We start from the raw sequence: 21,000 nt of genomic DNA on the forward strand, positions 1-21,000 counted from the left end.
GCCACCCGGCACGGACCGGACCCCGAACCCAGGAGCGCCGCCATGGCCTACACACCCGATGAGCTCCGCCAGAAGCTGAAACAGTCCGTCGGCGGGTCCCTGAGCCTGCCCTTGGCCGACCTACCCCTGAAGGGCGACTCCGCCGAGTTCGGCCGCTGCCTTCCCGAGCGCACGGTGAGGATCAAGGTCACCGCGGCCAACGGCCTCCAGGCGTCCGGCACCGTCCAGGTGCGCCTCGGGGCGGTGGCCCAGTCCTTCGCGTGCACGCTGGCCTTCACCGAGTCCGGGAACACCGTCACGGGAATGACCCTGAAGGCGACACTCCCGCAACGATCGTGGATGACGACGGTCGGCGTGACTGCCCCCGAGCTCACCCTCACCGCCGACAACTCGAAGGCCGGTGCGGAACTGGCCACCACGCTCACCCTCCCCGGCGGGCTCGGCTCCACCCGGCTGACGGCCCGGACGGCCGACGCCCTGCGCCGGTGGACGCTCACGGCCTCCGACACGAAGATCCGACTGTCGAGGATGGCCGACCTCAACCCGCTGGTCGGAGCGAAGACGTCCGACCCGGCGGTGTTCGCCCTGCCCCAGCTCACGGGCGTCACCTGGGGCGCACCCGACCTGACCGACGTGGCCCTCACCCTCGCCCTCGGGCACGACCAGCCCACGCCCCTGCTCCCGGCACTCGCGGTCGGGGTGGGCGGGCAGGCATCCCTGCAGGTCCTTCCCGGACTGGTGGAGATGGAGAACCTGCGTGTGGAGTTCTCCGTCTCCCGCCCCACCGACGCCGAACGCCGCGTGCGCGCCACGGTCGCCGCCCTCGCGCGCTGGGGCGACAAGGCCGACGTCGACGCGGAGGTGGAGTGGCCCCGCGGCGACTTCTCCGCCGGACTGACACGACCGGCGAAACTACGGGCCCTGCTCACCCCCTTCGGCCTCGACCAGGCCGTTCCGGACGTCGACGTGGACGCGGCCCGGATATGGGCGGACCTGAAACAGACCGAGGGCAAACAGCGCCCGTTCCGCGTCCAGTTCGCCACCGGGTCCTGGAAGGTGGCCGGGGACGAGTTCGCCCTGCGAAACGTACTGCTCGACGCCTCCGGCACCGGCGGCACGCTCGGGGACGTCGCGCTGACCGCCGTCACGTCGGTAGGCACGACCGGCCGCGTCACTCTCGAAGCCGCGTACGCGAAGAAGGACACGACGTGGCGGTTCCTCGGTAAAGGGCACGACCTCAAACCCGCACAGCTGCTGGAGCCCTTCGGAGTGCAGTCCCCCAAGGAACTCGAAGGGCTCACGGTCAAGGACGTGACCGTCGAGTTCGACCACCCCTTCACCGCCCTCACCGTGGGCTGTCTCGCCGACGTCACCATCGGCGGCGCCGAGGCCGTCCTCGAAGTGCGGATCCGGATCAGCAAGAAGACGGGGTCCTACACCTCCCAGGTGTCCGGCCTGCTGCACGTGACCGTTCCCGCCTCGAAGGACCGGCCCGCCCGCGACCTCGTCCTCACCGTCAGCGCCCAGGGCAGCGGTTCCCTGACCGCCAGCTGGGAAGCCGGGGAGGGCGGGGCGCTGCCGTTCGGCGACCTGGCGCGCGCCCTGGGGGTCCCCGATCCCGGAGTGGCCGGTGTGGAGGCGCTGGGCCTGAGGAGGATCGCCCTCACCGCCGACAAGACCGGAGCCGCGTGGTCGGCGGACTCGGACAGGGGCCGCATCAGCGGCGCGCTGCTTTCCGGCGCCCCCTCGCCCGCCGTCGTGGCGGCCGAGGCGCGGATGTCGGCCGGGCTGTCCAACCTCCCCGTCGTGGGCTCGCACATCCCCAGGGACGTGGACGTGCGGATCAGCGCCGTCCGCGTCCTTGCCGCCAGACCCGCGTTCACCGAGGACCAGGCCAAGGCCGCCTCCGCGCTGCTGAAGCGGGTGCACACGTCGGACCCGCCCGCGATCACACCCGGTCTGACCCTGTCCTACGAACTCCGGGTGCGCGTCGGAGCGGAGAGCCGCTGGCTCGCCTCCACCAAGAGGAAACAGGTGCTCGCGGTCCGGGACGAGAGCCCCGTACCGATCGGGGACGGCACCGACCCCACCGTCTGGTACGACCTCGGCCGCGCGGTGGGCCCGGTCCGGGTGGAACGGCTCGGGGTCCGCGTGGCCGCGGGCAGACTGTGGCTGCTGGTGGACGCCGGGATGGACGCCTCCGGGCTCTCCGTACTGGGACGCGGCATGGGCATCGGCTTCTCGCCGGGCACCCCCGAACGGATCTCGGTGTGCATCGAAGGCCTGGGCATCGCCTACTCCCGCGCCCCGGTGAAGGTCGCCGGGATGCTCGTCTACCGCCAGGCGGCCGGATACGACCTCGTGGTGGAGGGCGGAGCCGTGGTCGTCACCCCGGCGCTGGGCGCACAGGCCGCCGGTCGCTACGCCAAGCCGACCGGCAGGCCGCCGTCGCTGTTCCTGTTCGCCCGCCTGGGCACGAACAACGGCCAGGGCATCGGGCCGCCCCCGTTCCGGATCACCGGCGGCGCGGCCGGTTTCGGCTACAACAGCACCGTGCGGCCGGTGGCCCTGGAGGAGGTCTCCGACTTCCCGCTCATGCCGGGCCACTCCTCCGAGCACGGCGACCCGCTCAAGGCTCTGACCGCGCTCACCGGCGGCTCCAACCCCTGGATCAGGGACGCTCAGGGCCAGGTCTGGTTGGCGGCCGGGCTGGACTTCAACTCCTTCTCCCTGCTCGACGGCCAGGCGCTGGCCCTGGTGGAGTTCAGCACCTCCGGGGGCCGGAACTTCAGCGTCGGCGTGTTCGGACGGCTGGGCGCGAAGTTCCCGCCCAGCAAGTCCGTCAAGACCAGCTTCGCGCGCGTGGACCTGGTGCTGGCCGCCACGTACTCCGGACGCGAGGACGTGCTCCGGGTCTTCGCGGCGATCGCCCCGGGGTCCTTCGTGGTGCACGAGTCGTGCACGCTCTCGGGCGACGCCGCCCTGTGCGTGTGGTTCGGCGCGAGCGCCCATCCCGGTGACTTCGTGTTCTCCGTGGGCGGGTACCACCCCCACTACCCGGTGCCCGGGCACTATCCGCTGCCGCGGCGCCTGTCGCTGGCGTGGACTCCCTCGGACTCGGTGACCCTGCGCGGCTCGGCCTACGCGGCCCTGACGCCGTCGGCGTTCATGCTCGGCACCAGGACCGAGATCAGCTACAGCAGCGGCCCGGTGGAGGCCTCGTGCGAGGTGGAGATCCACGCGCTGGTGCAGTGGGAGCCTTTCTCCTACTGGGTCACCGTCCGGGTGCTCATCAGGGCGAAGATCAACCTGCTGGTGACCCTGCGCGGTGAGAAGAAGGTGGACCTGGAACTGTGGGGCCCGCCCACCGGCGGGATCGCCACCGCGAGGATCTGCGGCTACGGGGTCCACATCAAGTTCGGCGAACCCCGCCCCACGTCCCCCCGCTACCTCGACATCGACACCTTCCGCAAGCAGCTCCTGGACCGGACCGTGGTGCAGGTCCTACCCGAGGAGGGCCTGCTTCCCACCGCCAAGGAGGCGCCCGAGCCGGGGCAGCCCTGGTACCTGGACCGCACGGGGTTCGCCTTCCAGTGCCGTTCCTCGGTGCCCCTGGGCACCGTCACCCTCCCTCTGGGCAGGGTCCAGGGCAAGGACGCCTACGACACCCACACCGGACGCGGGAAGAGCGAGCTGTCCATCCGTCCCGTGGGCGCCGCGTCCTTCGCCTCGGAGTGCTCCGTCACCCTGCGCCACCAGGGCGGCCTCTTCGACTTCCGGTCCCGGGGCTGGACGGTCGAACTCGTCGACTCCCCGGTGCCCCGGGCCCTGTGGGGATCCCCGCTCGGCGCCGGGGAGCGGCCCGCCCTCCCGGACCCGGATCAGGAGCGGCTCGACCGGACCTCGGGGGTGCGGGTGCGTGCTCCCCGGCCCTCCGAACCCGTCCCCCTCTACACCACCAGCGAACACGCCCTGGGCACCGAGGCCGAGTACGGGCCCCGCCTGCCCTCCGCCGGGTCCGCGCCCAAGGGCCCGACCCGGCCACAGGACGCGCGCGAGCAGGTCCGCAAGCGCCTGGCGGCGGATCAGGCGAACACCGAGCGCCGCTCCCTCATCTCGCTGCTGTCCCAGAGCGGAGTGGTCCCGTCCGGCGCGACACCGCTGGCCAACGACCCGCTGACCGGCTACGTGAACGACCTGCACGCCCACCTGCGCAGCGAACCCCTGACACTGTCCGGAAAGGAGACGAGCACCTCATGAGCGCTCCCGGACCCGCGGTCCCGACCACGACCGACCGCGCGGTGACCCTGGCAGACAACGCAGAACCGTCGGTCGCCGCGGGCCGCTACACGATCGACCTCGCCCAGGAGATCAGCGGCAAGGACGGCACGGGAAAGGACTTCCGTACCCCGTTCCGGGCGCCGCAGCAGGCGTTCCACGTGCACGGGCCCCGCTTCGCCCTCGACCCGTCGGTGGTCCACACCGGTTTCCCCAACCCCGGCTCGACCGGCGATTTCTCCTTCGTGCTGCCCCACGTGGTGCTCACCGACCCCACCCTGCCCTGGCAGCGCACGATGAAGGAGGGCGAGCGGTTCCCCTGGATGGCGCTGCTGGTGCTGCACGAGTCCGAACTGCCGGACTCGGCCCTCACCCCCGACGGCGCGCGGCCCCAGCCCGCGGCCACCCTGGTGCTGGACAAGGAGGGCAAGCGCACCTACTCCGAATCGGGCACGGCCCTGCCCGACCTGCCCTACGAGCCCATCCCGGAGGGCGTCACCAACTGCAGGACCGTCGACCTGCCCGCGGCCGTGTTCGTGGACCTCACCCCGCGCCTCGGGGAACTGGCCCCCCTGGCGCACGTGCAGCGCACGATCACGCCCAGCCTGGCCCCCGCCATGGCCGACCCCGAGGTCCCGACCAGGGGCGCGGTCCTGCTCAGCAACCGCCTGCCCCGCTCCGACGGGCGCTACATCGCCCACCTGGTGTCCCTGGAGGGCTTCACCACCCGACTCGACGGGAGGAAACCCCCCTCCTCGACCGGGCAGCCCGAAGCCGAGAGGGTCCGGCTGATCTCCCTGTGGTCGTCCTCCTTCGTCTCGCGCAAGGCCGCCAAGGCCACCTTCGCCACCGTCGCCAAGCAGATCGCCGACAACAGCTCCGGCCGCTTCTCCCTGAGACTGCCGCACACCGTCTCCGGGAGCGGAACGGCGCAGGCCCACGCGCAACGGCGGATCGACGACGGATTCGTCCCGGTCAACCACCATCTGCCGGACGGCAGCACCACCGTGGGCTGGTACCGCGGGCCGTGCGTCCCGGCGACGCCGCGCCCCCTGCCGGACGACCCCCGCTCCTACGGCCGCGAATCCGACGCCCTGGTCCACCTGCCCGAGCACGGCTGCTTCGACGTCTCCTACGCCTCCGCCTTCGCCCTCGGCCGCGTCCTCGCGCTGGCCGACCCGGCGGTGGCCAAGGGGCTCCTGGACCTGTGCCACGACGGGCTCGACCTGGCGCACGCGCTGGCCCGCCACCCCGACGCCCTCAAACCCCTCCCCGGAGACGGGGAGCCGACGGGCGCGGAACTGGCCGAGGCCCTGGGAACCCTGCGCCGCGGCAACGGCGCGGACGAGGAGTTCCGCCGCGGCCTCGTCCCGCACGTCTCGCCAGCGCTCCTGAGCGCCGACTCCTCCGCACCGGCGCCCCCTCTCCCCGACTCCCCCTCGGAGGCGGTGAAGGCCGTCCTGGACGCGCCCGCCGACAGCGTGGCCGGCGCGCTGGTCCGCGCTCTCGCCGCCGACAGGGCACGCGACCTCGACGAGGCCGGTCTCGGCTTCGCCTCCCTGATCCGCGCCCTGCCCTTCGACCACGTCGTCCCGGACGCCCGCATGCTCCCGCCCGACAGCGCGCGCGTGTTCGTCCTGGACCCCCGGTGGTTCGACGCGGTGGCCGCCGGAGCGGTGGCCACGGGCACACGCGGGGCCCCGGGCGGGGAACTGGGCGCCCTCCTCCTGGAGCGGTTGCGCGAGAAGGTGAAGCTCCCCGAGGCCGGGATGTTCGTCCGCTCGGCCCTGGTCCGCGACTGGCCCGGCTTGGCGATCAGCGCCACCCGGACGGAGACGAAGAACGGCGACCCCGTCGACGTGATGTTCGGGCCGCCCCTGAGCCTGGCCCCCGACCTCCTCCTGCTGACGTTCACGCGGATGCCGACCGACGTCGTCCTGCGCGAACCCGGCCACGCCCTGAGCTTCGGCCCCGACGGAACGAGCAACGGCAGGGACTTCCTCAACCTGCGCTACCTGAAGGCCGAAGGCGGCAAGAGGGTCGGCGAGACCATCGACAAGGCCCGGCTCGAATACGGCCGGGAGCTGCTGCGCACACGCGGCGAGAGCGGGCGGGCACGCGAGGTCCTGCGCATCGGCACCGCCGACGCCAAGGAGGACGACACCCTCGTCAAGGCGCTCCGCGACCGCCTCCACAAGGCCGGTCAGTGCGCCAAGGACGACGCCCTGCCCACCTCCGCCGTGGGCCTGCAACTGCTCAACAGCCCCTGCCAACTGGTCTTCTCCCCCAAGGGTGTGCCCGCCCCCGTGTCCCAGCCGAAGGAGTCCGAGTGATGGCACCTCCCACGTGCGCCGTGGTCCCGGTCGAGGTCAGCGGATGGATGGTCAACAAGCCCGTCCGCGACGACACCGTCCGACGCTGGGAACTGGACTTCTCCACACGCCGCCGCCACCCCGAGGACCCGAACAACGACTACACCTCGTTCGGTGAGGACTCCGACGACGGGATGTACCTGCACTGGCAGCTGCCGCAGGCCCTCACCGAGGGCCGCGTCGACCTGAGCCGCGGCCCCGTCCCGGAGTGGGACTCGGCGGTCTTCCCGCAGGTCCCCAACCGGTGGCTCGTGCTGCGGGTCCACCGCCCCGACGCCCGGCCCGACCAGCCCGGGCTCGCGGCCTGGATGGTCTGCGGTGACTACCTGGACGAGGAGAAGGCCACCTCGCCCTACTACGACAGGGGCGGCGGGAAGGCCACCCGTATCGGCCGCAAGTACGACCTGCTGACACAGGAATGGGACCCGAAGGCGCAGGACCGCCTGCCGCACGAGGACCGGCTGACGGCGATCGGCCCGGGCATCCCGGTGTTCGCCGGCTTCCAGCCCTACAACGAGGACGTGTTCTCCCTCCACGACCCCCTCGCCAGCGCAGGGGTCAAGCTCGCGGCCGGGCGGCTGAGCTACCTCGTCGTGGGCTGGTACTCCCGATGGGAGGACGACGCCCTCGCCCCGCCCCACACCGAAGCGGTACTGGACTTCCACGGCCTGGACGATCCCGGGTACAGCGACGAGGAACGCGTCGCCGCACTCCTGGACGCGCTGAGGTGGCGGCTCCCCGAGGGCACCCCGACCGGCGGCCTACAGCGGTCGCTGTACGCGGGGACCCTGCTGGACCGGCACTGGCAGACGCAGAGCCGGCCCGAGGGCGGCAAGCCCTCGCGCCCGGAGGTCAACAAGGTCAGGCTCGGCCTCGGCAACGGCACGGTCGACGCCCGCTCCGCGATCCTGGAGCAGGCGCCCCCGGGGTTCGAGAACGCGGAGCACTGGCGGCTGTTCCGGACCGCCTTCGAGGCGGGCTGCCTGGACGAGCTGGACGACGCCGTCACCCGCAAGGACAGGGAGGGGGTACTGCACGCCGCGTCCCACCGCACCTGGTTCACCCCCGTGCCCGGCGGCTTCACCTGGTCCCTGGGCGACGCGCCCGGCAAGGGCCCCTCGGCGCTCACCGGTCCCCCCGAACACGTCGTCGTCGAGGGACTCAACGAGGACCAGGACGCCTACGACACCGCGATCCGGCGCCTGGCGGACCTGCGTGAGCGCCTGTTCACCCTGTGGTGGTTGCAGGGCCACCCCAAGAAACCCGGCGGAACGGACTTCGGCGAAGCCGTCACCACGACGGCGGGACAGATCGCGAAGCTGCACAGGGAGTGCTTCGTCGGGGACCCCCACGCCCAACCCCCCGTGCCCAGCCTGTACGGCCGTGTGCCCCAGGGGGACACCCCCGAGGAACTCGCCGCCAGCGCCGCCGCGTACGCCCGCAAGGCGGGCCTGCCCGACAACCGCGTGCTCAGGCGACGGCCCCGACAGCCCTTCTCCCAGCCCGAGGACCCGACCGTGCTGCTGCGCGGCCTCGGAGCGGCGGCCGGTCCGGAGCGCCGCTCGAAACTCCCCTGCCGGGTTCCCTCCGGTCTGATCGCCTCGGTGGTGCCCGGGAAGAAACTCGACGAGAACACCCGGTTCCCCGAACCGTCCGGCACGGTCAAGGCCAACCTGGACAGGCTCGCCACGCACCTGCCCTGGGCTCCCCTGCCCGCACTGCTCACGGAGTTCGGGGTCCTGGACCGGGTGGCCCGCAGGGTGCGCCTGGCCTCGAAGGACGCCCGGGGCGCCCTGAGCGAACTGGTGCCCCGGCACACCCAGGACGTGATCAGGACCGCGGAGCACGCGACGGCGTCCTGGCCGGAGTTCTGCGCCCTGGGCGACCAGCCCTGGGCGCCGATGTTCCTGGACTTCAAGATCACGAGCCACGCCCTGCCGCTCCTGGACAAGAACGGGAAACGGCAGTGGGAGTTCGACGGCGTCCGGTACCGGTGGAAGGGCGGTGAGCACAGCTCGGCCGCCTCCTGGCGCGGCCGCAGCCTGCTCTCCGACCTCTCCGCCTTCACCGTCGCCGGGCGGGTCGACAACTACCCCACCAGAAACGCCGACCTCAAGAAGGAACTGGTCAAGCTCCTGGCGCGGACCAGGCGGGAACAGTTCGTCTCGCAGTCCCTCACGGGTCTCAACCCCTGGCTGGCGCGGCGCTCCCCCGTCAGCCGGGTCGGCCTGGAGGACGCGGAGCGGACACTGGGGCGGCTGCCCCTGCCGGGGGCGGACGTGCCCGACCCCCTCAACGGCCAGACCCCCTTCTCCCCGGTACGCGCCAACCAGTTCCTGTTCACCTCCCTGGAGCTGATCGACCGGTTCGGCCAGCCCCTGGTCCTGGCCAGCACACTGGACGACAACCACAAACGGCTCCTCCCCCAGCGCTCGCGGACCACCACGCCGGACACACCCGTGGACGCCGACCGCAAGCACCAACTGGTCCAGCTGCCGCCGAGGATCCAGCAGCCGGCCAGGATCGGCCTGGAATGGCTCTCCACCCGCGACGACCACCGCGACCTGGAGATCACCGGCCACCTCGGACCCGAGACGCCCGTCTGCGGATGGTTGGTCCCCGACCACCGCGACGGCACACTCCTGGTCCACGACAACCGCGGACGCGGCCTCGGCGAACTCGTGCCCGGCACCGGCACGAACCCGATCTGGCTTCCGCTGCCGGGCTCCCCGTGGACGACCGCGCGTTCCGTGCTGAGCCGGGAGTTCACCGACGCGCACCCGCACCTGGGCCCCCTGCTCGCACCGCTGCTGACCGGTGCTCCGGGACAGGTACGGGAGCTGGTGGCCGCGATCACGCGGGCGCAGCGCACGATCAGCGTGTCCGGCATGCGCCGCGACCCCGCCCCGGCCCTGGTCGGTGGGCGGCCGGTGGCGGTGGCCAGGGCCAGGCTCCGGCTGGAGCTCCAGGCCCCACCGCTGCCCGACGCCGCCTGGGACCGGCAGAGGCTCGGTCCCTCGGCCGACGACAAGAACCCGCTGCGCACCCTGCGGTGGCCGGTCCGCCTCGGCGCCTCCTCCTGGCGCACGGACGGCCTGGTCGGCTACTTCCTCCCGACCCAGCCCAACCAGCCCGCCACCGACTACCGGAGGCTGTGGAGCGGGCACTGCTCCGGCCTGGAGAAGCCGACCTACGTCCGCCCGATCGACACGTCCGGCGACCCGGCCCTGCGGGCGGACGACCCCTCCCAGGCGTCCCGGTTCCACGCGTGGCTGACCCTGCTCCTGGACCCGTGGGCCGCGCTGCACGTGACCAGCGACATCCTCCCGGTGTACAGCGCGCGCCTGCCCGAGCACTACCTCCGCAACGGGCTGCCCCGCGTCGACCACGCGGTCCGGACCGGCCCGCTCCTCATGGACGTGCGCGCCGCGGCTCCCGGCCCGGGAGCGCCCGGGCAGGTCGGCGCCGCGCTGCCGCGCGCGTCCTCCCAGGAGGGCTCGTGGTCGTGGAGCGAGCGGGTCACCGGCCCGGAGCCGTGGCGGAACCTGCCGCTCGTGGGCTCCGGAGCACCCGAGTTCAGCACCGACACCAGGCAGGCACGCACGGGCTACCTCACCTACACCCCGCGGGAGGAGCCGCGACGGACGAGCAAGGAGAGCAGCGATGAGTGACGGGACCTCCACGTCAGCGGTGCGGGCGGTCGTCCACACCGGCACACCGGGATTGTTCCTCGTCGGACGGGAGGGCGGCGAGGTCCTGCACCTGACCGTCACCAACACCGGCCCGCACCCCCTGGTCCTGAGGAGCGTGCGGCTCACGCTCCCGACCGGTTCGGGCCCCGGCGACCTCCTGGCCCCGGGGCGGACCCCGGAACTGGTCCAGCAGGGGTGGGACCTCGGCCACGACCAGCGGGGCGGCGTCCTGACGCTCACCCCCGACCACCACCGCGAACTGGGGTACGACGAGCCCCTCACCCTCGCACTGACCGGTATCGAACCCAGTGCCCCGGTCGGAACCGTGACCCTGGGCGCCGAGGTCGAGACCGACGGACCCGAGGGCGCGTCGCGGACCGCCTCCCAGACGACGCTCGTCAAGACGGCGGAGAGCAAGATGTCCGACTTCCGGCCGAGCATCACCCACGTCGACGTCAAGGACCCGAACCGCAACAAGGTCGTCCTCACCTGGAAAGGACTGCCCCGCCCCCGCAAGGACGGCCTGCGGTACTGGCTCTACTGCGGCAACGAGGTCCACGAGGTGGGCGACCCCGGCCACAAGCAGAACGGCCGGTCGATCATGGACGACCAGGGCAACGGCAAGTACGAGCACGCCCCCAAGGAGACCACCGCCTACATGCTCCTGGCGGAGTGGACCGAACAACAGGTCAAGACGACCCAGGGGCTCACCTGCGCGGTCACGGCCTCCAACGCCGACCTCAAGGTCGGAAGCATCAGGGCCAACGGCTCGGTCCGGCTGCTCGGCACACCCCAGGCGATCCGCACGATCACCACACCGCAGAACAACAAGGAGGCCAAGACGTTCAAGGTGCCCACCGACGGGACGCTCGCGGCCAGCATCAGGAGCGACCACGCCAGTACCCCGGCGGTGGTGACGGTCACCGTGACCCTGCCCAAGGCCCGGAGCGGGGCTCACGGGGACGGAGCGCCGCAGGCGGGGGAGGGAAAACCGCGCTTCTACCAGGCCACCTCGGAGAACTCCGGTTCACCGCAGAGCCTGACGGTGCCCGTTCCCCACGGCGGGTCGTTCCGCTACGTCCTGTCCGGCACCGGCAAGTACACCGCGCAGCTCACCTGGTATCCGACCGGCCAGGGCAAGGCCGTCTCCCTCTGAGGCGGCCGCCGTTCCCCGCGGGCGCGCTCTCGAACGCCCCCGACACCCTCGGGACCTCAGGCCTACGGTCCCAGAACACGCCACCGACCGGACCGGAGCCCCCGACACCGACCCAAGTGCGGAGAAACACGGGATATGCGTGATGCACACGGCAACGCCGCCTCGCTGACAGGGCAGAAAAAACTGGAGATAAGGGTGAAGGGAACTCCAGAACCCCTCCAGGCCGGAAAGACGGCGGAGATCAGGGTGACCATCAAGAACATCCACGCCGAGGACACCGTTCAGTTCAAGGCCGTACGAATACGTTTCGGGCTGGGGACGGGGCCGACCGACCTCGTGGAGAACGAGGCCAAGGCGAACGACGTCAGAGTCACCAAGCCGAGGAGGTGGCCCCAGTCCGAAAAGGGGAAGAAGGGCAGTTCCTTCCACGTGGAGTTCACCGGCATGTCCCAGACCCTGGGACCGGGCGACGAGGCGATCGTCGTCCTCAACGGGGTCCAGGTCAACTCCGTCGAGGGCAGCGCGTCGTTCCACGTCACGTGCGAGTGCCAGCACGGGACCGAGCCGGACCCGGAGAAGCCGTTCCCCCTCCAGAAGGGCCCCACCTCGTTCGTACTCACCGACTTCCGCCCGCGGAACCCGCTGGTGGACGCCGGGACGAGGGCGGAGCTGCTGTGGAAGCACACCGAGGCCGGGAACATCGGCGTACACCTCATCTGGACCGATGACGGGGGCGAGCACGACGAGATCGTCACCAAGGAGCGGGCCAGGGCGTGCCAGGTGTGGCGCGACACCGCCTTCCGGCTGCGCGCCCTGCGCGGGAGCCCCGCGCTCGACCACAGCCTGTACACCTTCGTCACCGTTCCGGATCCGCACCTGACCGTCAACACGCTCACGGTCAACGGACAGGTGAGGGCGCTCCGGCACCGGCGCTTCCCCACCGAGCCGGAGCTCGTTCCGCCGCCCTACCTGGAGGGCAGACACACGCGCAGGTACACGGCCCAGACCGACGGCACGCTGTTCGGCTCCGTCAAGGCCCTGGAGGCGAGGACCCGTGTCACGGCGACGGTCGCCGTCACCAGGGAGCGGCACACCCATCGAACCCGGGTGAGCAGTCTGGGCTCGGCCGAGGACACCACGACGCCCGGCCGCAGCTTCAGCGCGCCCGTGCCCTCGGGGAGCACCATCGAGGTGACGTGGGAGGTGACCAACCGCGCTCCCGCGGCGGGTGGCGTCGACAGGTCCATCACCTTCGAGGCCCGCCTTGACTGGAACGCCATGAGCCACGGGATGCTGGTCCCCGCCGACTGAGGGTCCCGCCCACGGGCGAGGCCGCGGACCACCGGCCGCGCCGCCCCGCGGCGGGGAACAGGAGGGACACCCTCCCGGCCCTCCGCCTGACGTGGCTCCCTGTCGGCCTCCGGCGGGCGGCGCCGGTCAGGCACCGCCCGCCGGAGGCCGCACACGATCAGCTGGGGCACCGGCGGTGGTCGTGTGCTCTATCCGGCTCAGACGCTAGGAAGACCAGGCCCAGCCGAGCACGAGGTCCCTGTCGTAGATCTGCGTACCCGTGTCGATCCGCGCGACGTGGGTGCCGGTCTCGAAGGAGAGGATCCCGATCCTGCTCGTGTCGTTCTCCTCGTACAGGTAGTACACGAAGTTCCCGTTGGGGTCCATGGCGAGAATGGAACCCAACTCATCGTCAGCGGACCAGTTGCTCGGGACAGCGACCCCGAAGGAGGAGTAGGGGTTCTTCTCACCCCTCCGCCAGAATTCGCAGAGATAATAATAAATCGACCCCGGCGAGCGCAGCGTACACATCCTCTCGCCATTGGTGAGGAAGGAGTTGAAATGGAGGCGGGGCTGGTCGAGAGCGTAATCCTTGATCAACTCGGCCTCGTTGCTCTGGGTTTCGTAGGACTCCAGGCGGAGCGACCACTTGCCGTTCTCCTCCTCCTTGCTGGAGAGGTACAGGGTCTCTCCCTGCCCTTCGTGACCGAGCACCCTCACCTCCAGTCCGCCGCGGAAGAACTGGACATCCTTGAGGTCGTCCTTCCGCACGCGCATGATCCCTCTGTCGCCGTGCGTTCCGAAGTAGGCGTACTCGTACTTCTTGGTCCGCCCCGCGGAGACCCCGAGGTAGGAGGAGATGTCTTTCTGGTTCTTGACCGGGCCCGTGATCCTGGGCGCGCCGGGGCTTGAGACGTCGCACTGGAAGGGCTGGAATTCCCCGCGGCCGGGGCGTCCCTTGATCCACAACGACGTGCCGTCCAGACTGAAAGCCATCTCGCATTCGTCCGCGTTGCTCCAGGGCTCCTTCACCGGAAGGACGGCGGCGTAGGGTTCGTATCCCTCCGCACCGATCCTGCTCACGTCGATACTGACCAGGGCGGCGGCGGTGAGGCACAGGAGGTACCTGTGGTCGGGTGCCAGGAGGAGCTTGCCGGTCCACCACTGGCTCTTCTGCTCGTTGTTCCCCACGTCCTGGGAGCTGACCGTGATCTTCGCTGTGCCCTTGGGGGTGTCCTCGGTGCTCGCGTCGATGTCGGTGTGGGTCGCGAAGACGTGCCGGGACACGTTTCCCGCCTTACGCGTGGAGTAGAGGACCAACTGCGGTCGCCCCAGAGGTGGCTTCGGCCAGGTCCCGGCGAGGCTGGCGGCGGTTCCCGGGGTGAGCTTGTGGTCGTCTCCGGCCGTGACGGGAACGAGCTTGTCACCGCTGCACAGGTAGGCCTTCCCCGTCTTGGGGTCGCGGTAGCCGGAGTCGACGGGCTTGGGAGTGTCGAGCGCGCCCGTCGCAAGCGTGGCGTCGTCGCTGAGCCGGTAGGCGAAGTACTCGCTCCCGGAGAAGAGGTACACCACGTCCGAGGAGGTCTTGGCCGCCGCGGTGATCGGCTTGTCCTTGAACGCGTCGGGAAGGACGATCTTGGCGGCTGTGTCTACCGTAGTGACCTTTTTGTCCCGGAGGTTGTACAGGGTGATCTTCTTGCTCCCGTTGTGGAAGAACCAGAGCTCCTCCTTGTGCTCGAAGACCGCGCGGTGCGCCTTCCGGCCGACCGTATGCGCGAGCTGGGGCCACATACGGGAGACGTGTTGTGCTTCGTTGGCGGCGTACGTGTGCTCCCATTTACCGTTCTTGCGCTTGTAGTGCGCGACCCATGTCCCCTGGAACAGATAGGCGTCGTCTGCCGTGCCCTCGGGGATCACGGCCGAGGTGATCATCGGTGCGTACTTTGCCATTCCCCGCATCCCTTCCCACAACTGATACGAACTGGCACAGAAAAGATTCCAATACTCTCAGTTACTCATGACTACTGCATGTAGCTATAGTGACCGGCCGAGAGGACGCCAAACCTTCTGACACGACCTGGAATACCAGGTCAGGAGGTCGAGGGGAAGCGGGCGAGAACGTTCGAGGTCATTTCCGGGCCCGGGACTACGGCACGGCGGGCCCGTGGTGACGTCTGAATTCCCGTGAACCCGATGGCCGATGGGAACCGCCTCGGAACCTTTGTGCACTCCGGACGAACAGGAGATGGAACAACTCAGATGCGACGTTATGCGCCGGTACTTCACACCTGTCGGAAACCAATCCTCACATCGAGAAAAGGTCTGACACATACACCTGATTTCCACCGAAAGGCACACCACGGCGACCAGGTGTTTCGCGCACCCCGGGGAACCACGACCGTGCAGGGCACCACCGGCCACCGGCTACCGGCTACCGGCTACCGAACGTTGAGCTTGCGGTCCCGGGGATCGAAGGCCACCGACCTGGCGTCGGAGCGCAGGGCCCGCACGATCGCGTCCACCACCTCGTCCACGGGGTGGGGCTCGGGCAGGTTCCCGGGCGCGGTCCCGGCCAGGGGGCGGTCGGCGAGGCCGGTGTCCATGTGCGGCGCGCGCACGTCCAGGGCCGCGACGTGCCTGGCGCGGTAGTCCGCGCGGGCGGCGGTAAGCCAGGCCGACAGGGCGGCCTTGCTGGCCGAGTAGGCCGCCATGCCGTGGGTCGGGTACTCGGCGGTCACGGCGGTGACCGCCGCCACCGCTCCGCCGGGCTTGACCGCGTCGATTGCCGCGCGCAGCATCGCCATCGGCGCGAGCGTGTTGACCTGGAACATCTTCTCGACCGCGGCGTCCTCGATGCCGCCCTCGGAGTCGGGGCCGGTGTCGAAGGCCACGACGCCGAAGGCGATGACCAGTCCGTCCAGACCGCCCTGTTCCTCGGCGGTGCGGCGCACGAGTGCGGCGCAGCCCTCGGTGTCGGCCGCCTCGAACACGGCCGTGGAGGACCCGTCGAGTTCCCGCGAGAGCGCGTCGAGCGCCTCCTCGTCGCGTCCGGCGAGCACGACCCGCGTGCCCTCCCGGTTCAGTGCCCTGCTGATGTGCCCGCCGAGTACGCCCGTGGCCCCGGCTACCAGGACTCGGGCTCCCTCAAGATCCATACGGTCAGTATTTCCGCAGGTGGCGGGGGGACCGGTCACCGACACGCGCCCCCGGGCACTGGTGCGGCCCCTCCGCCGGAGCGCCCCGGCGGCCAGCGGTACGCGGCGGTAGGGCCAGCGGCGGGACGCCCCGAGGCCGAACGTTCACACGAACAGGAAGGCCGCCAGGACCACCGCCAGCAACACGACGTAGGAGACCGCGTGCACCCGGTCGGGCACCCGGCCCACCAGGCGACGGGTGACGGCGATGGCGGGCAGCGACCCGGCGAGCAGGAGGGCCCCGGCCACGAGGTCCACCGAGCCCAGGTGGCCGGGACCGGCTCCTCCCCCGTCGCCGAACAGCGCGTACACCGCCGTGCCCGCCACCGCGACGGGAAGGCTGAGCGGGTTGGCCATCGCGGTCGCCTCCCCCATCGGCAGGCCCCGGCGGCGCAGCAGGGGGACGGTCATGACGCTGCCGCCCACCCCGAGGAAGCTGGTCACCGCGCCGATGGCGACCCCGCCCGCCGTGGTGGTGCGCCGCCCCAGCAGACGGGGCCCGGCGTCGGGGTCGCGGGTCAGGAAGCCCTTGCGCAGGAGGGTGTCGAGCAGGGTGACGGCGATGTAGGCGATGAACAGCACGCGCTGGGCCCCTCCCCCGACGGCCGTGGCGACCAGGGAGCCCAGCACCGCGCCGACGCCGATGTAGGCGGCCAGCGGCCACACGTAGTCGCGGCGCAGCCGCCCGGCCCGGCGCTGGGAGAGGGTGGCGCTGAGCGCGTTGACGACCATCACGGCGGTGGCGGTGGCCACGGCCACGGCCATCGGGTCCACGCCGGGGTCGGCCTGGGCGCGGGTGACGTAGTAGACGACGGGGACGACCACGAAGCCGCCGCCGAAGCCGAACAGGACGGTGGTGACGCCGGTCAGCAGGCCCAGGGCGAGCAGGGGAAGGACGAAGGTGAGCACCCGGACCACGTTAGGCAGACAGTGGTTGGCGCGCTTTCGAAAGAAGGCCACCATCCTTCGCGCAGCGGACAACACCCGGTAGCTTCGGTCCCGTGCGTAACATCCCCGTCGCCGAGGTGGACTCCATCGACCGGCCCGTCCTGGCGATCGGCACCGACTACCCGCCCGAGCACGTGCTGCCCGCCCACCGGCACCGGCGGGCGCAGTTCCTCTACGGGGCGACGGGGGTGATGCGGGTCCAGACCGCGGACGGGGAGTGGACCGTGCCGCCGCACCGGGCCGTGCTGATCCCGGCCGGGACCGACCACCGGGTGGTCATGACGGGAGTGAGCACGCGCAGCCTGTACCTGGAGCCGAGCACGGTCGCGTGGTTCCCGGGGCGCTGCCAGGTGGTGGAGGTGTCGCCGCTGCTCCGGGAATTGTTGCTGACGGCGGTGGACCTGGAGCCGCGCTACTCCCCGCACGGCCGGGACGCGGCGGTGTTCGCGCTGGTGCTGCACGAACTGCGTCGGCTCGTGCCGCTGCCGCTGGACCTGCCGCTGCCCGGGCACGAGGGGTTGAGGCGGATGTGCGAGGAGTTCCTCGGGGCGCCTGACGTGCACGATCCGCCCGCGCGGTGGGCGGGGCGGTTGCACGTCAGCGAGCGGACGGTGCACCGGCTCTTCCGGGCGGAGACGGGGATGAGCTTCGCGCGGTGGCGGCAGCGGGCCTGCGTGCTGCACGCGCTGCCGCTGTTGGCCAGAGGTGAGCCGGTGACCAGGGTGGCGACGGGGTTGGGGTACGAGAGCCCCTCGGCGTTCTCCACGATGTTCCTGCGCGTGCTGGGGTCGTCGCCCCGGGACTACGCGGCGGGACAGTGAGCGGCCCCGCCCGGTTCGGGCGGGGCCGGTCGTGTCTGTGGACTACTGGGCGCGAACAGCGCTGACCAGGGCGGTCCACTCGACGGTGGGGGTCGCGAGGTGGCCGAGCGGCCGGTTCTGGGTGTCGCGGACCAGGACGGCGGCCTGGTCGCGACGGGCCTCCACACACTGGCCGCCCTCGCCGTTGCTGTAGCTGGACTTGCTCCAGTCCTCGGTCATCATGTGATGCTGCCTCGAATCTCTTCCATGAGCGATCCGTTCACGTGCTGACGCTACCGACCGCGTACCGCACTCAACAGGGCCGTCCACTCGGCAGCCGGAGCCGCCAGGTGGCCGAGCGACCGGTTCTGGGTGTCGCGAACCAGGACGGCCGCCTGGTCGCGACGGGCCTCCACGCAGTGGCCGCCGCTGCCGTTGCTGTAGCTGGACTTGCTCCAAGCCTCGGTCATCATGTGATGCTGCCTCGAATCTCTTCCATGCGGGACCGTGACACCGATACCGGCAACGCGGCGCTCCTCAACTCCGCAAACGTTCGGTCATAGCGTGCCACAACATCGGGCTGCTTCAGCGACACCCCGGTCTGCTGGCTCTCGACGTACACGAACGCCCCGTTTCCAGGTACAGCCATCAGCGTAAAGGACCCACCCAGACCTGCATGCCCCTCGGCTGCGATCGGCACAAGCTGAATGTTCACGCGAGGGCGGTAGGACTGGTTGATCAGATGGCTGATCTGCGCATCCATCACCTCTGGGTTCCGGAAGCGTCGCAACAGCACTACCTCGTCCAGGAGCATCGTGATTTTCGGAGGATGCGAGCGCTCCAGGATCTGCTGACGATGTTGTCGTGCGTTCACGATCTGGTCGATGACTTCGGGGGTAGCGTCTGGCTCAGCGAGTTCACTGATCGCCCGGACGTACTCCTCAACCTGGAACAAGCCAGGCACCAGGCCCAGGGAGTAGTCGCGGATCGTCGTTGCCGCCTGTTCGGCCTCAGCCGCCTCGCGGAAGTACGCGGTCATCCCGGTTCCGGAGAACACTGCGTCCCATGCGTCCACGAGCACACCCCGAGCGGTAAGGGCTTTGTCGAGTCGTGCTACTGGGTCTCTCCGCGTCCCCTTTTTCCCCAGTTCCAAATCACTGACGGCGCTCTGTGAGATCACAGCCAGGTCAGCGAGTTCCTGCTGAGAAAGTCCGGCCTGACCTCGGAGTTTCCTAATGAGCTTCCCGAAACGAAGCCGAGCAGCCTCGTCTCCATCTTCTTCTTGCGCCATTTCACCACCAGGCTAACCGGACCTACCACTAGCCATAGAAGTTTTACCGTCTTCAGTGGTAAGCATAGCGCCGAAGGCAGACCAGTTGGCAAGGTTCATGACGAAGCAAATACAGAAAGCTTCGCAGCCCATATCGGGCGAAATATTCACAAGGGCATGAAAAAGCCCCGGAGACCGAAGGTGAGAGCGGTCTCCGAGGCAGAGTGCCCCACCCCGAGTCACCCGAGGTGAGACATGAACAAGCCTATCGTCCAGGCCCCGGCACTTCCACGCCGACTGTGCGGAACCGCCACCAAATCAGGCATCCTGCTCGGCCCCGAACTCGGTCACGTCAGGATCGCCCGCCGCTGGGCCGCCCAGGCCACCCGTTCCCGGCCGAGCCTGGCCGAACCCGTCGGCATCGCCGTCTCCGAGCTGGTCACGAACACCTTGCGCCACTCGGCGTCCGGGCTCCCCGGCGGCACCATCCGCGTGGAGATCGAGCGCACCCCGCGCCGCCTCGAACTCCGCGTCACCGACAACGGCCCCCGCCCCGGAGAACAACCCAGCTTCCCGGCCGTGCCCGACCCCGAGCCCCTGCGCCCCAGCGGCAACGGGCTGCGCCTGGTCGAGGCCCTGTGCTCCTACTGGGACTGGAAGCAGCACTCCTGCGGCGCGATCACCGTCCGCGCCGTCTTCCCCTGGTAACCCGCTTCCCCGGTAGGCGAGCCCTTCCAGACTCCGCGCCACCCGATCTGTCCCCCGGGCCGCTGCGGACCAGGGCCGATGCGGAAGGCACCGGCCCGAAGCCCCGCCTCCTCCTTCCCCGGGGAGGCGGGGCCACCCCACCAACGACAGAAACACAGAACACCGGACACGGAAAGCCCCTCATGCCCGACTACAGCTACCTCCTCGACGGCCGCCCCGACGTCCTCACCCCCAGCGAAGTCGCCGCCCTCTTCAACATCCGCCCCCGCAGCCTCCACCGAGGCGAATGGGACAACGTCCTCAAACCCTTCCGCACCCCCGGCGGAGCACGCCGCTACCCCAAAGAACACATCGCCACCCTCCTCAACCAGCCGGATGAGTCCGCCCCCACCCCCTGAAGCCGTCAGGCCGTCGCGGCGCGCACGAGGGTGTCGTAGGTGTCGGTGGTGCGTTCCAGGGCCACGTCGAGCCCTCGCGCCCACGCGTCGAGTTCGGCCTGGGCGGCCAGGCCGTCTCGGTCGTCATCGACCACCAGTTCCAGTTCGGTGAAGACGCCCAGGCCCTCGACCAGGTCCACGCATACCCCGATGGGCCCTGTGGTGCCGGTGCGACGGTGCTTGACGATGCGCACCGTGGGTTCGTAGCCCAGCGCCAGCAGGGCGCCGTGCATCTGCTCGCGGTCGGCGACGATGGTCTCGTACTCCACGCACTCCATGGCGTTGGCCAGCGGGGTCTTGGTGGTGAGCAGGTGCACGCTGTCCTGGGTGCGCACACGGGCGAAGGTGTGGCCGACCTTGCCCAGCTCCGGCCGCCAGCCAGCGGGGGCGTAGGCCTGGTCGTCCTGGTAGGCGGGGTCGCTCATGTGCACCCCGGCCTGTTTGAGCGCGGCCAGCAGCGCTTCGAGGTCGGCCACCCGGTACTTCGTCTCGATCTCCCGCATCACAGGCCCCCTCGCGTCTCGGCACCACCGTCCCGGCGAGCGTACCGAGACCGCGCCCCACCAGGCGGGAGTTTCCCAAGACAGGCCCATCCCCGCGTGCGCGGGACTCACCGTGCGCGACCCGGTACCCCGGTCCATCCCCGCGTGCGCGGGGCTCACATGGTGCTGGCGGGGGCCGCCGCTCTCCAGGTCGGTCCATCCCCGCGTGCGCGGGGCTCACTTGTCGGGGGTGCTCGCCATGGTGTTGTCCTCCGGTCCATCCCCGCGTGCGCGGGGCTCACTGTCTCCGATGGGGGACATGCGGCTCTCTAAGCGGTCCATCCCCGCGTGCGCGGGGCTCACTGTGCCGGGC

At 70.5% G+C, this 21,000-nt stretch carries 15 protein-coding genes; 8 read left to right on the top strand and 7 right to left on the bottom strand.

The features are described from left to right. Nucleotides 1–42 precede the first annotated feature (42 nt). From G011_RS0119465 to G011_RS0119485, 5 genes are all read left to right on the top strand, one after another. Nucleotides 43–4,260: a DUF6603 domain-containing protein gene (locus G011_RS0119465; RefSeq protein WP_019609956.1), complete on the top strand. Its 4,218-nt coding sequence runs from the start codon at nt 43–45 to the stop codon at nt 4,258–4,260. After that, a complete protein-coding gene (locus G011_RS0119470; RefSeq protein WP_019609957.1) occupies nt 4,257–6,611 on the top strand; it encodes a hypothetical protein in 2,355 nt (784 codons plus the stop codon). The genes G011_RS0119465 and G011_RS0119470 overlap by 4 nt, the downstream gene beginning before the upstream one ends. Next, nucleotides 6,611–10,321 carry a hypothetical protein gene (locus G011_RS0119475; RefSeq protein WP_020722861.1) on the top strand — a complete coding sequence of 1,237 codons (3,711 nt, stop codon included), beginning with the start codon at nt 6,611–6,613 and terminating at the stop codon, nt 10,319–10,321. The genes G011_RS0119470 and G011_RS0119475 overlap by 1 nt, the downstream gene beginning before the upstream one ends. Beyond that, nucleotides 10,314–11,498 (top strand): hypothetical protein, encoded by a 1,185-nt coding sequence (locus G011_RS0119480; protein ID WP_155979804.1) that lies wholly within the window; start codon nt 10,314–10,316, stop codon nt 11,496–11,498. The genes G011_RS0119475 and G011_RS0119480 overlap by 8 nt, the downstream gene beginning before the upstream one ends. A gap of 135 nt (nt 11,499–11,633) precedes the next feature. Continuing rightward, nucleotides 11,634–12,809 carry a hypothetical protein gene (locus G011_RS0119485; RefSeq protein WP_155979805.1) on the top strand — a complete coding sequence of 392 codons (1,176 nt, stop codon included), beginning with the start codon at nt 11,634–11,636 and terminating at the stop codon, nt 12,807–12,809. Between the two features lie 204 nt (nt 12,810–13,013). Here the strand turns inward: G011_RS0119485 and G011_RS0119490 are convergent, their stop codons facing one another. The 3 genes from G011_RS0119490 to G011_RS0119500 form a co-directional block, all read right to left on the bottom strand. Beyond that, nucleotides 13,014–14,738, bottom strand: coding sequence for a hypothetical protein (locus G011_RS0119490; RefSeq protein ID WP_155979806.1), 1,725 nt, complete (start codon nt 14,736–14,738; stop codon nt 13,014–13,016). A 488-nt stretch (nt 14,739–15,226) separates the two neighbouring features. Continuing rightward, on the bottom strand, nt 15,227–15,943 hold the full coding sequence (locus tag G011_RS0119495; protein ID WP_026338453.1) for an SDR family oxidoreductase: 717 nt from the start codon (nt 15,941–15,943) through the stop codon (nt 15,227–15,229). 144 nt (nt 15,944–16,087) lie between these two features. Further along, nucleotides 16,088–16,900, bottom strand: a complete 813-nt coding sequence (locus tag G011_RS0119500) for a TSUP family transporter (RefSeq protein WP_019609962.1) — start codon at nt 16,898–16,900, stop codon at nt 16,088–16,090. Between the two features lie 83 nt (nt 16,901–16,983). On the opposite strand from G011_RS0119500, the gene G011_RS0119505 reads away from it, so the two are divergent. Beyond that, complete coding sequence (locus G011_RS0119505; protein ID WP_019609963.1) at nt 16,984–17,751, top strand: helix-turn-helix domain-containing protein; 768 nt, start codon at nt 16,984–16,986, stop codon at nt 17,749–17,751. Between the two features lie 42 nt (nt 17,752–17,793). Here G011_RS0119505 and G011_RS0119510 read toward each other — a convergent pair whose 3' ends face one another. The 3 genes from G011_RS0119510 to G011_RS0119520 are packed head-to-tail and all read right to left on the bottom strand — an operon-like array spanning nt 17,794 to nt 19,021. Next, on the bottom strand, nt 17,794–17,973 hold the full coding sequence (locus G011_RS0119510) for a DUF397 domain-containing protein (protein WP_019609964.1): 180 nt from the start codon (nt 17,971–17,973) through the stop codon (nt 17,794–17,796). A 50-nt stretch (nt 17,974–18,023) separates the two neighbouring features. Beyond that, nucleotides 18,024–18,203 (bottom strand): DUF397 domain-containing protein, encoded by a 180-nt coding sequence (locus tag G011_RS0119515; protein ID WP_019609965.1) that lies wholly within the window; start codon nt 18,201–18,203, stop codon nt 18,024–18,026. Continuing rightward, nucleotides 18,200–19,021, bottom strand: coding sequence for a helix-turn-helix transcriptional regulator (locus tag G011_RS0119520; protein WP_026338455.1), 822 nt, complete (start codon nt 19,019–19,021; stop codon nt 18,200–18,202). Before G011_RS0119520 ends, G011_RS0119515 begins: the two co-directional genes overlap by 4 nt. A 234-nt stretch (nt 19,022–19,255) precedes the next feature. Between G011_RS0119520 and G011_RS0119525 the strand changes: the two genes are divergently transcribed. Both G011_RS0119525 and G011_RS0119530 read left to right on the top strand, forming a co-directional pair. Next, complete coding sequence (locus G011_RS0119525; RefSeq protein WP_019609967.1) at nt 19,256–19,708, top strand: ATP-binding protein; 453 nt, start codon at nt 19,256–19,258, stop codon at nt 19,706–19,708. Nucleotides 19,709–19,890: 182 nt separating this feature from the next. Further along, the gene (locus G011_RS0119530) at nt 19,891–20,106 is read left to right on the top strand and encodes a helix-turn-helix domain-containing protein (RefSeq protein ID WP_019609968.1); all 216 of its coding nucleotides are present in this window, start codon (nt 19,891–19,893) and stop codon (nt 20,104–20,106) included. Nucleotides 20,107–20,111: 5 nt separating this feature from the next. Here G011_RS0119530 and G011_RS0119535 read toward each other — a convergent pair whose 3' ends face one another. After that, nucleotides 20,112–20,648 carry a class IV adenylate cyclase gene (locus G011_RS0119535; protein WP_019609969.1) on the bottom strand — a complete coding sequence of 179 codons (537 nt, stop codon included), beginning with the start codon at nt 20,646–20,648 and terminating at the stop codon, nt 20,112–20,114. Nucleotides 20,649–21,000 lie beyond the last annotated feature (352 nt).

Origin of the sequence: Nocardiopsis sp. CNS-639 (assembly GCF_000381685.1) — a bacterium.
In the GTDB taxonomy this organism is placed as follows: Bacteria; Actinomycetota; Actinomycetes; order Streptosporangiales; family Streptosporangiaceae; genus Nocardiopsis; species Nocardiopsis dassonvillei.

Bases quoted from the DNA above. Each gene is read 5' to 3' on its own strand.
- G011_RS0119495 (WP_026338453.1), bottom strand. From the start codon at position 15,943: ATGGATCTTGAGGGAGCCCGAGTCCTGGTAGCCGGGGCCACGGGCGTA.
- G011_RS0119535 (WP_019609969.1), bottom strand. From the start codon at position 20,648: ATGCGGGAGATCGAGACGAAGTACCGGGTGGCCGACCTCGAAGCGCTG.
- G011_RS0119515 (WP_019609965.1), bottom strand. From the start codon at position 18,203: ATGATGACCGAGGCTTGGAGCAAGTCCAGCTACAGCAACGGCAGCGGC.
- G011_RS0119480 (WP_155979804.1), top strand. From the start codon at position 10,314: ATGAGTGACGGGACCTCCACGTCAGCGGTGCGGGCGGTCGTCCACACC.
- G011_RS0119465 (WP_019609956.1), top strand. From the start codon at position 43: ATGGCCTACACACCCGATGAGCTCCGCCAGAAGCTGAAACAGTCCGTC.
- G011_RS0119470 (WP_019609957.1), top strand. From the start codon at position 4,257: ATGAGCGCTCCCGGACCCGCGGTCCCGACCACGACCGACCGCGCGGTG.
- G011_RS0119490 (WP_155979806.1), bottom strand. From the start codon at position 14,738: ATGGCAAAGTACGCACCGATGATCACCTCGGCCGTGATCCCCGAGGGC.
- G011_RS0119485 (WP_155979805.1), top strand. From the start codon at position 11,634: ATGCGTGATGCACACGGCAACGCCGCCTCGCTGACAGGGCAGAAAAAA.
- G011_RS0119525 (WP_019609967.1), top strand. From the start codon at position 19,256: ATGAACAAGCCTATCGTCCAGGCCCCGGCACTTCCACGCCGACTGTGC.
- G011_RS0119530 (WP_019609968.1), top strand. From the start codon at position 19,891: ATGCCCGACTACAGCTACCTCCTCGACGGCCGCCCCGACGTCCTCACC.
- G011_RS0119520 (WP_026338455.1), bottom strand. From the start codon at position 19,021: ATGGCGCAAGAAGAAGATGGAGACGAGGCTGCTCGGCTTCGTTTCGGG.
- G011_RS0119510 (WP_019609964.1), bottom strand. From the start codon at position 17,973: ATGATGACCGAGGACTGGAGCAAGTCCAGCTACAGCAACGGCGAGGGC.
- G011_RS0119475 (WP_020722861.1), top strand. From the start codon at position 6,611: ATGGCACCTCCCACGTGCGCCGTGGTCCCGGTCGAGGTCAGCGGATGG.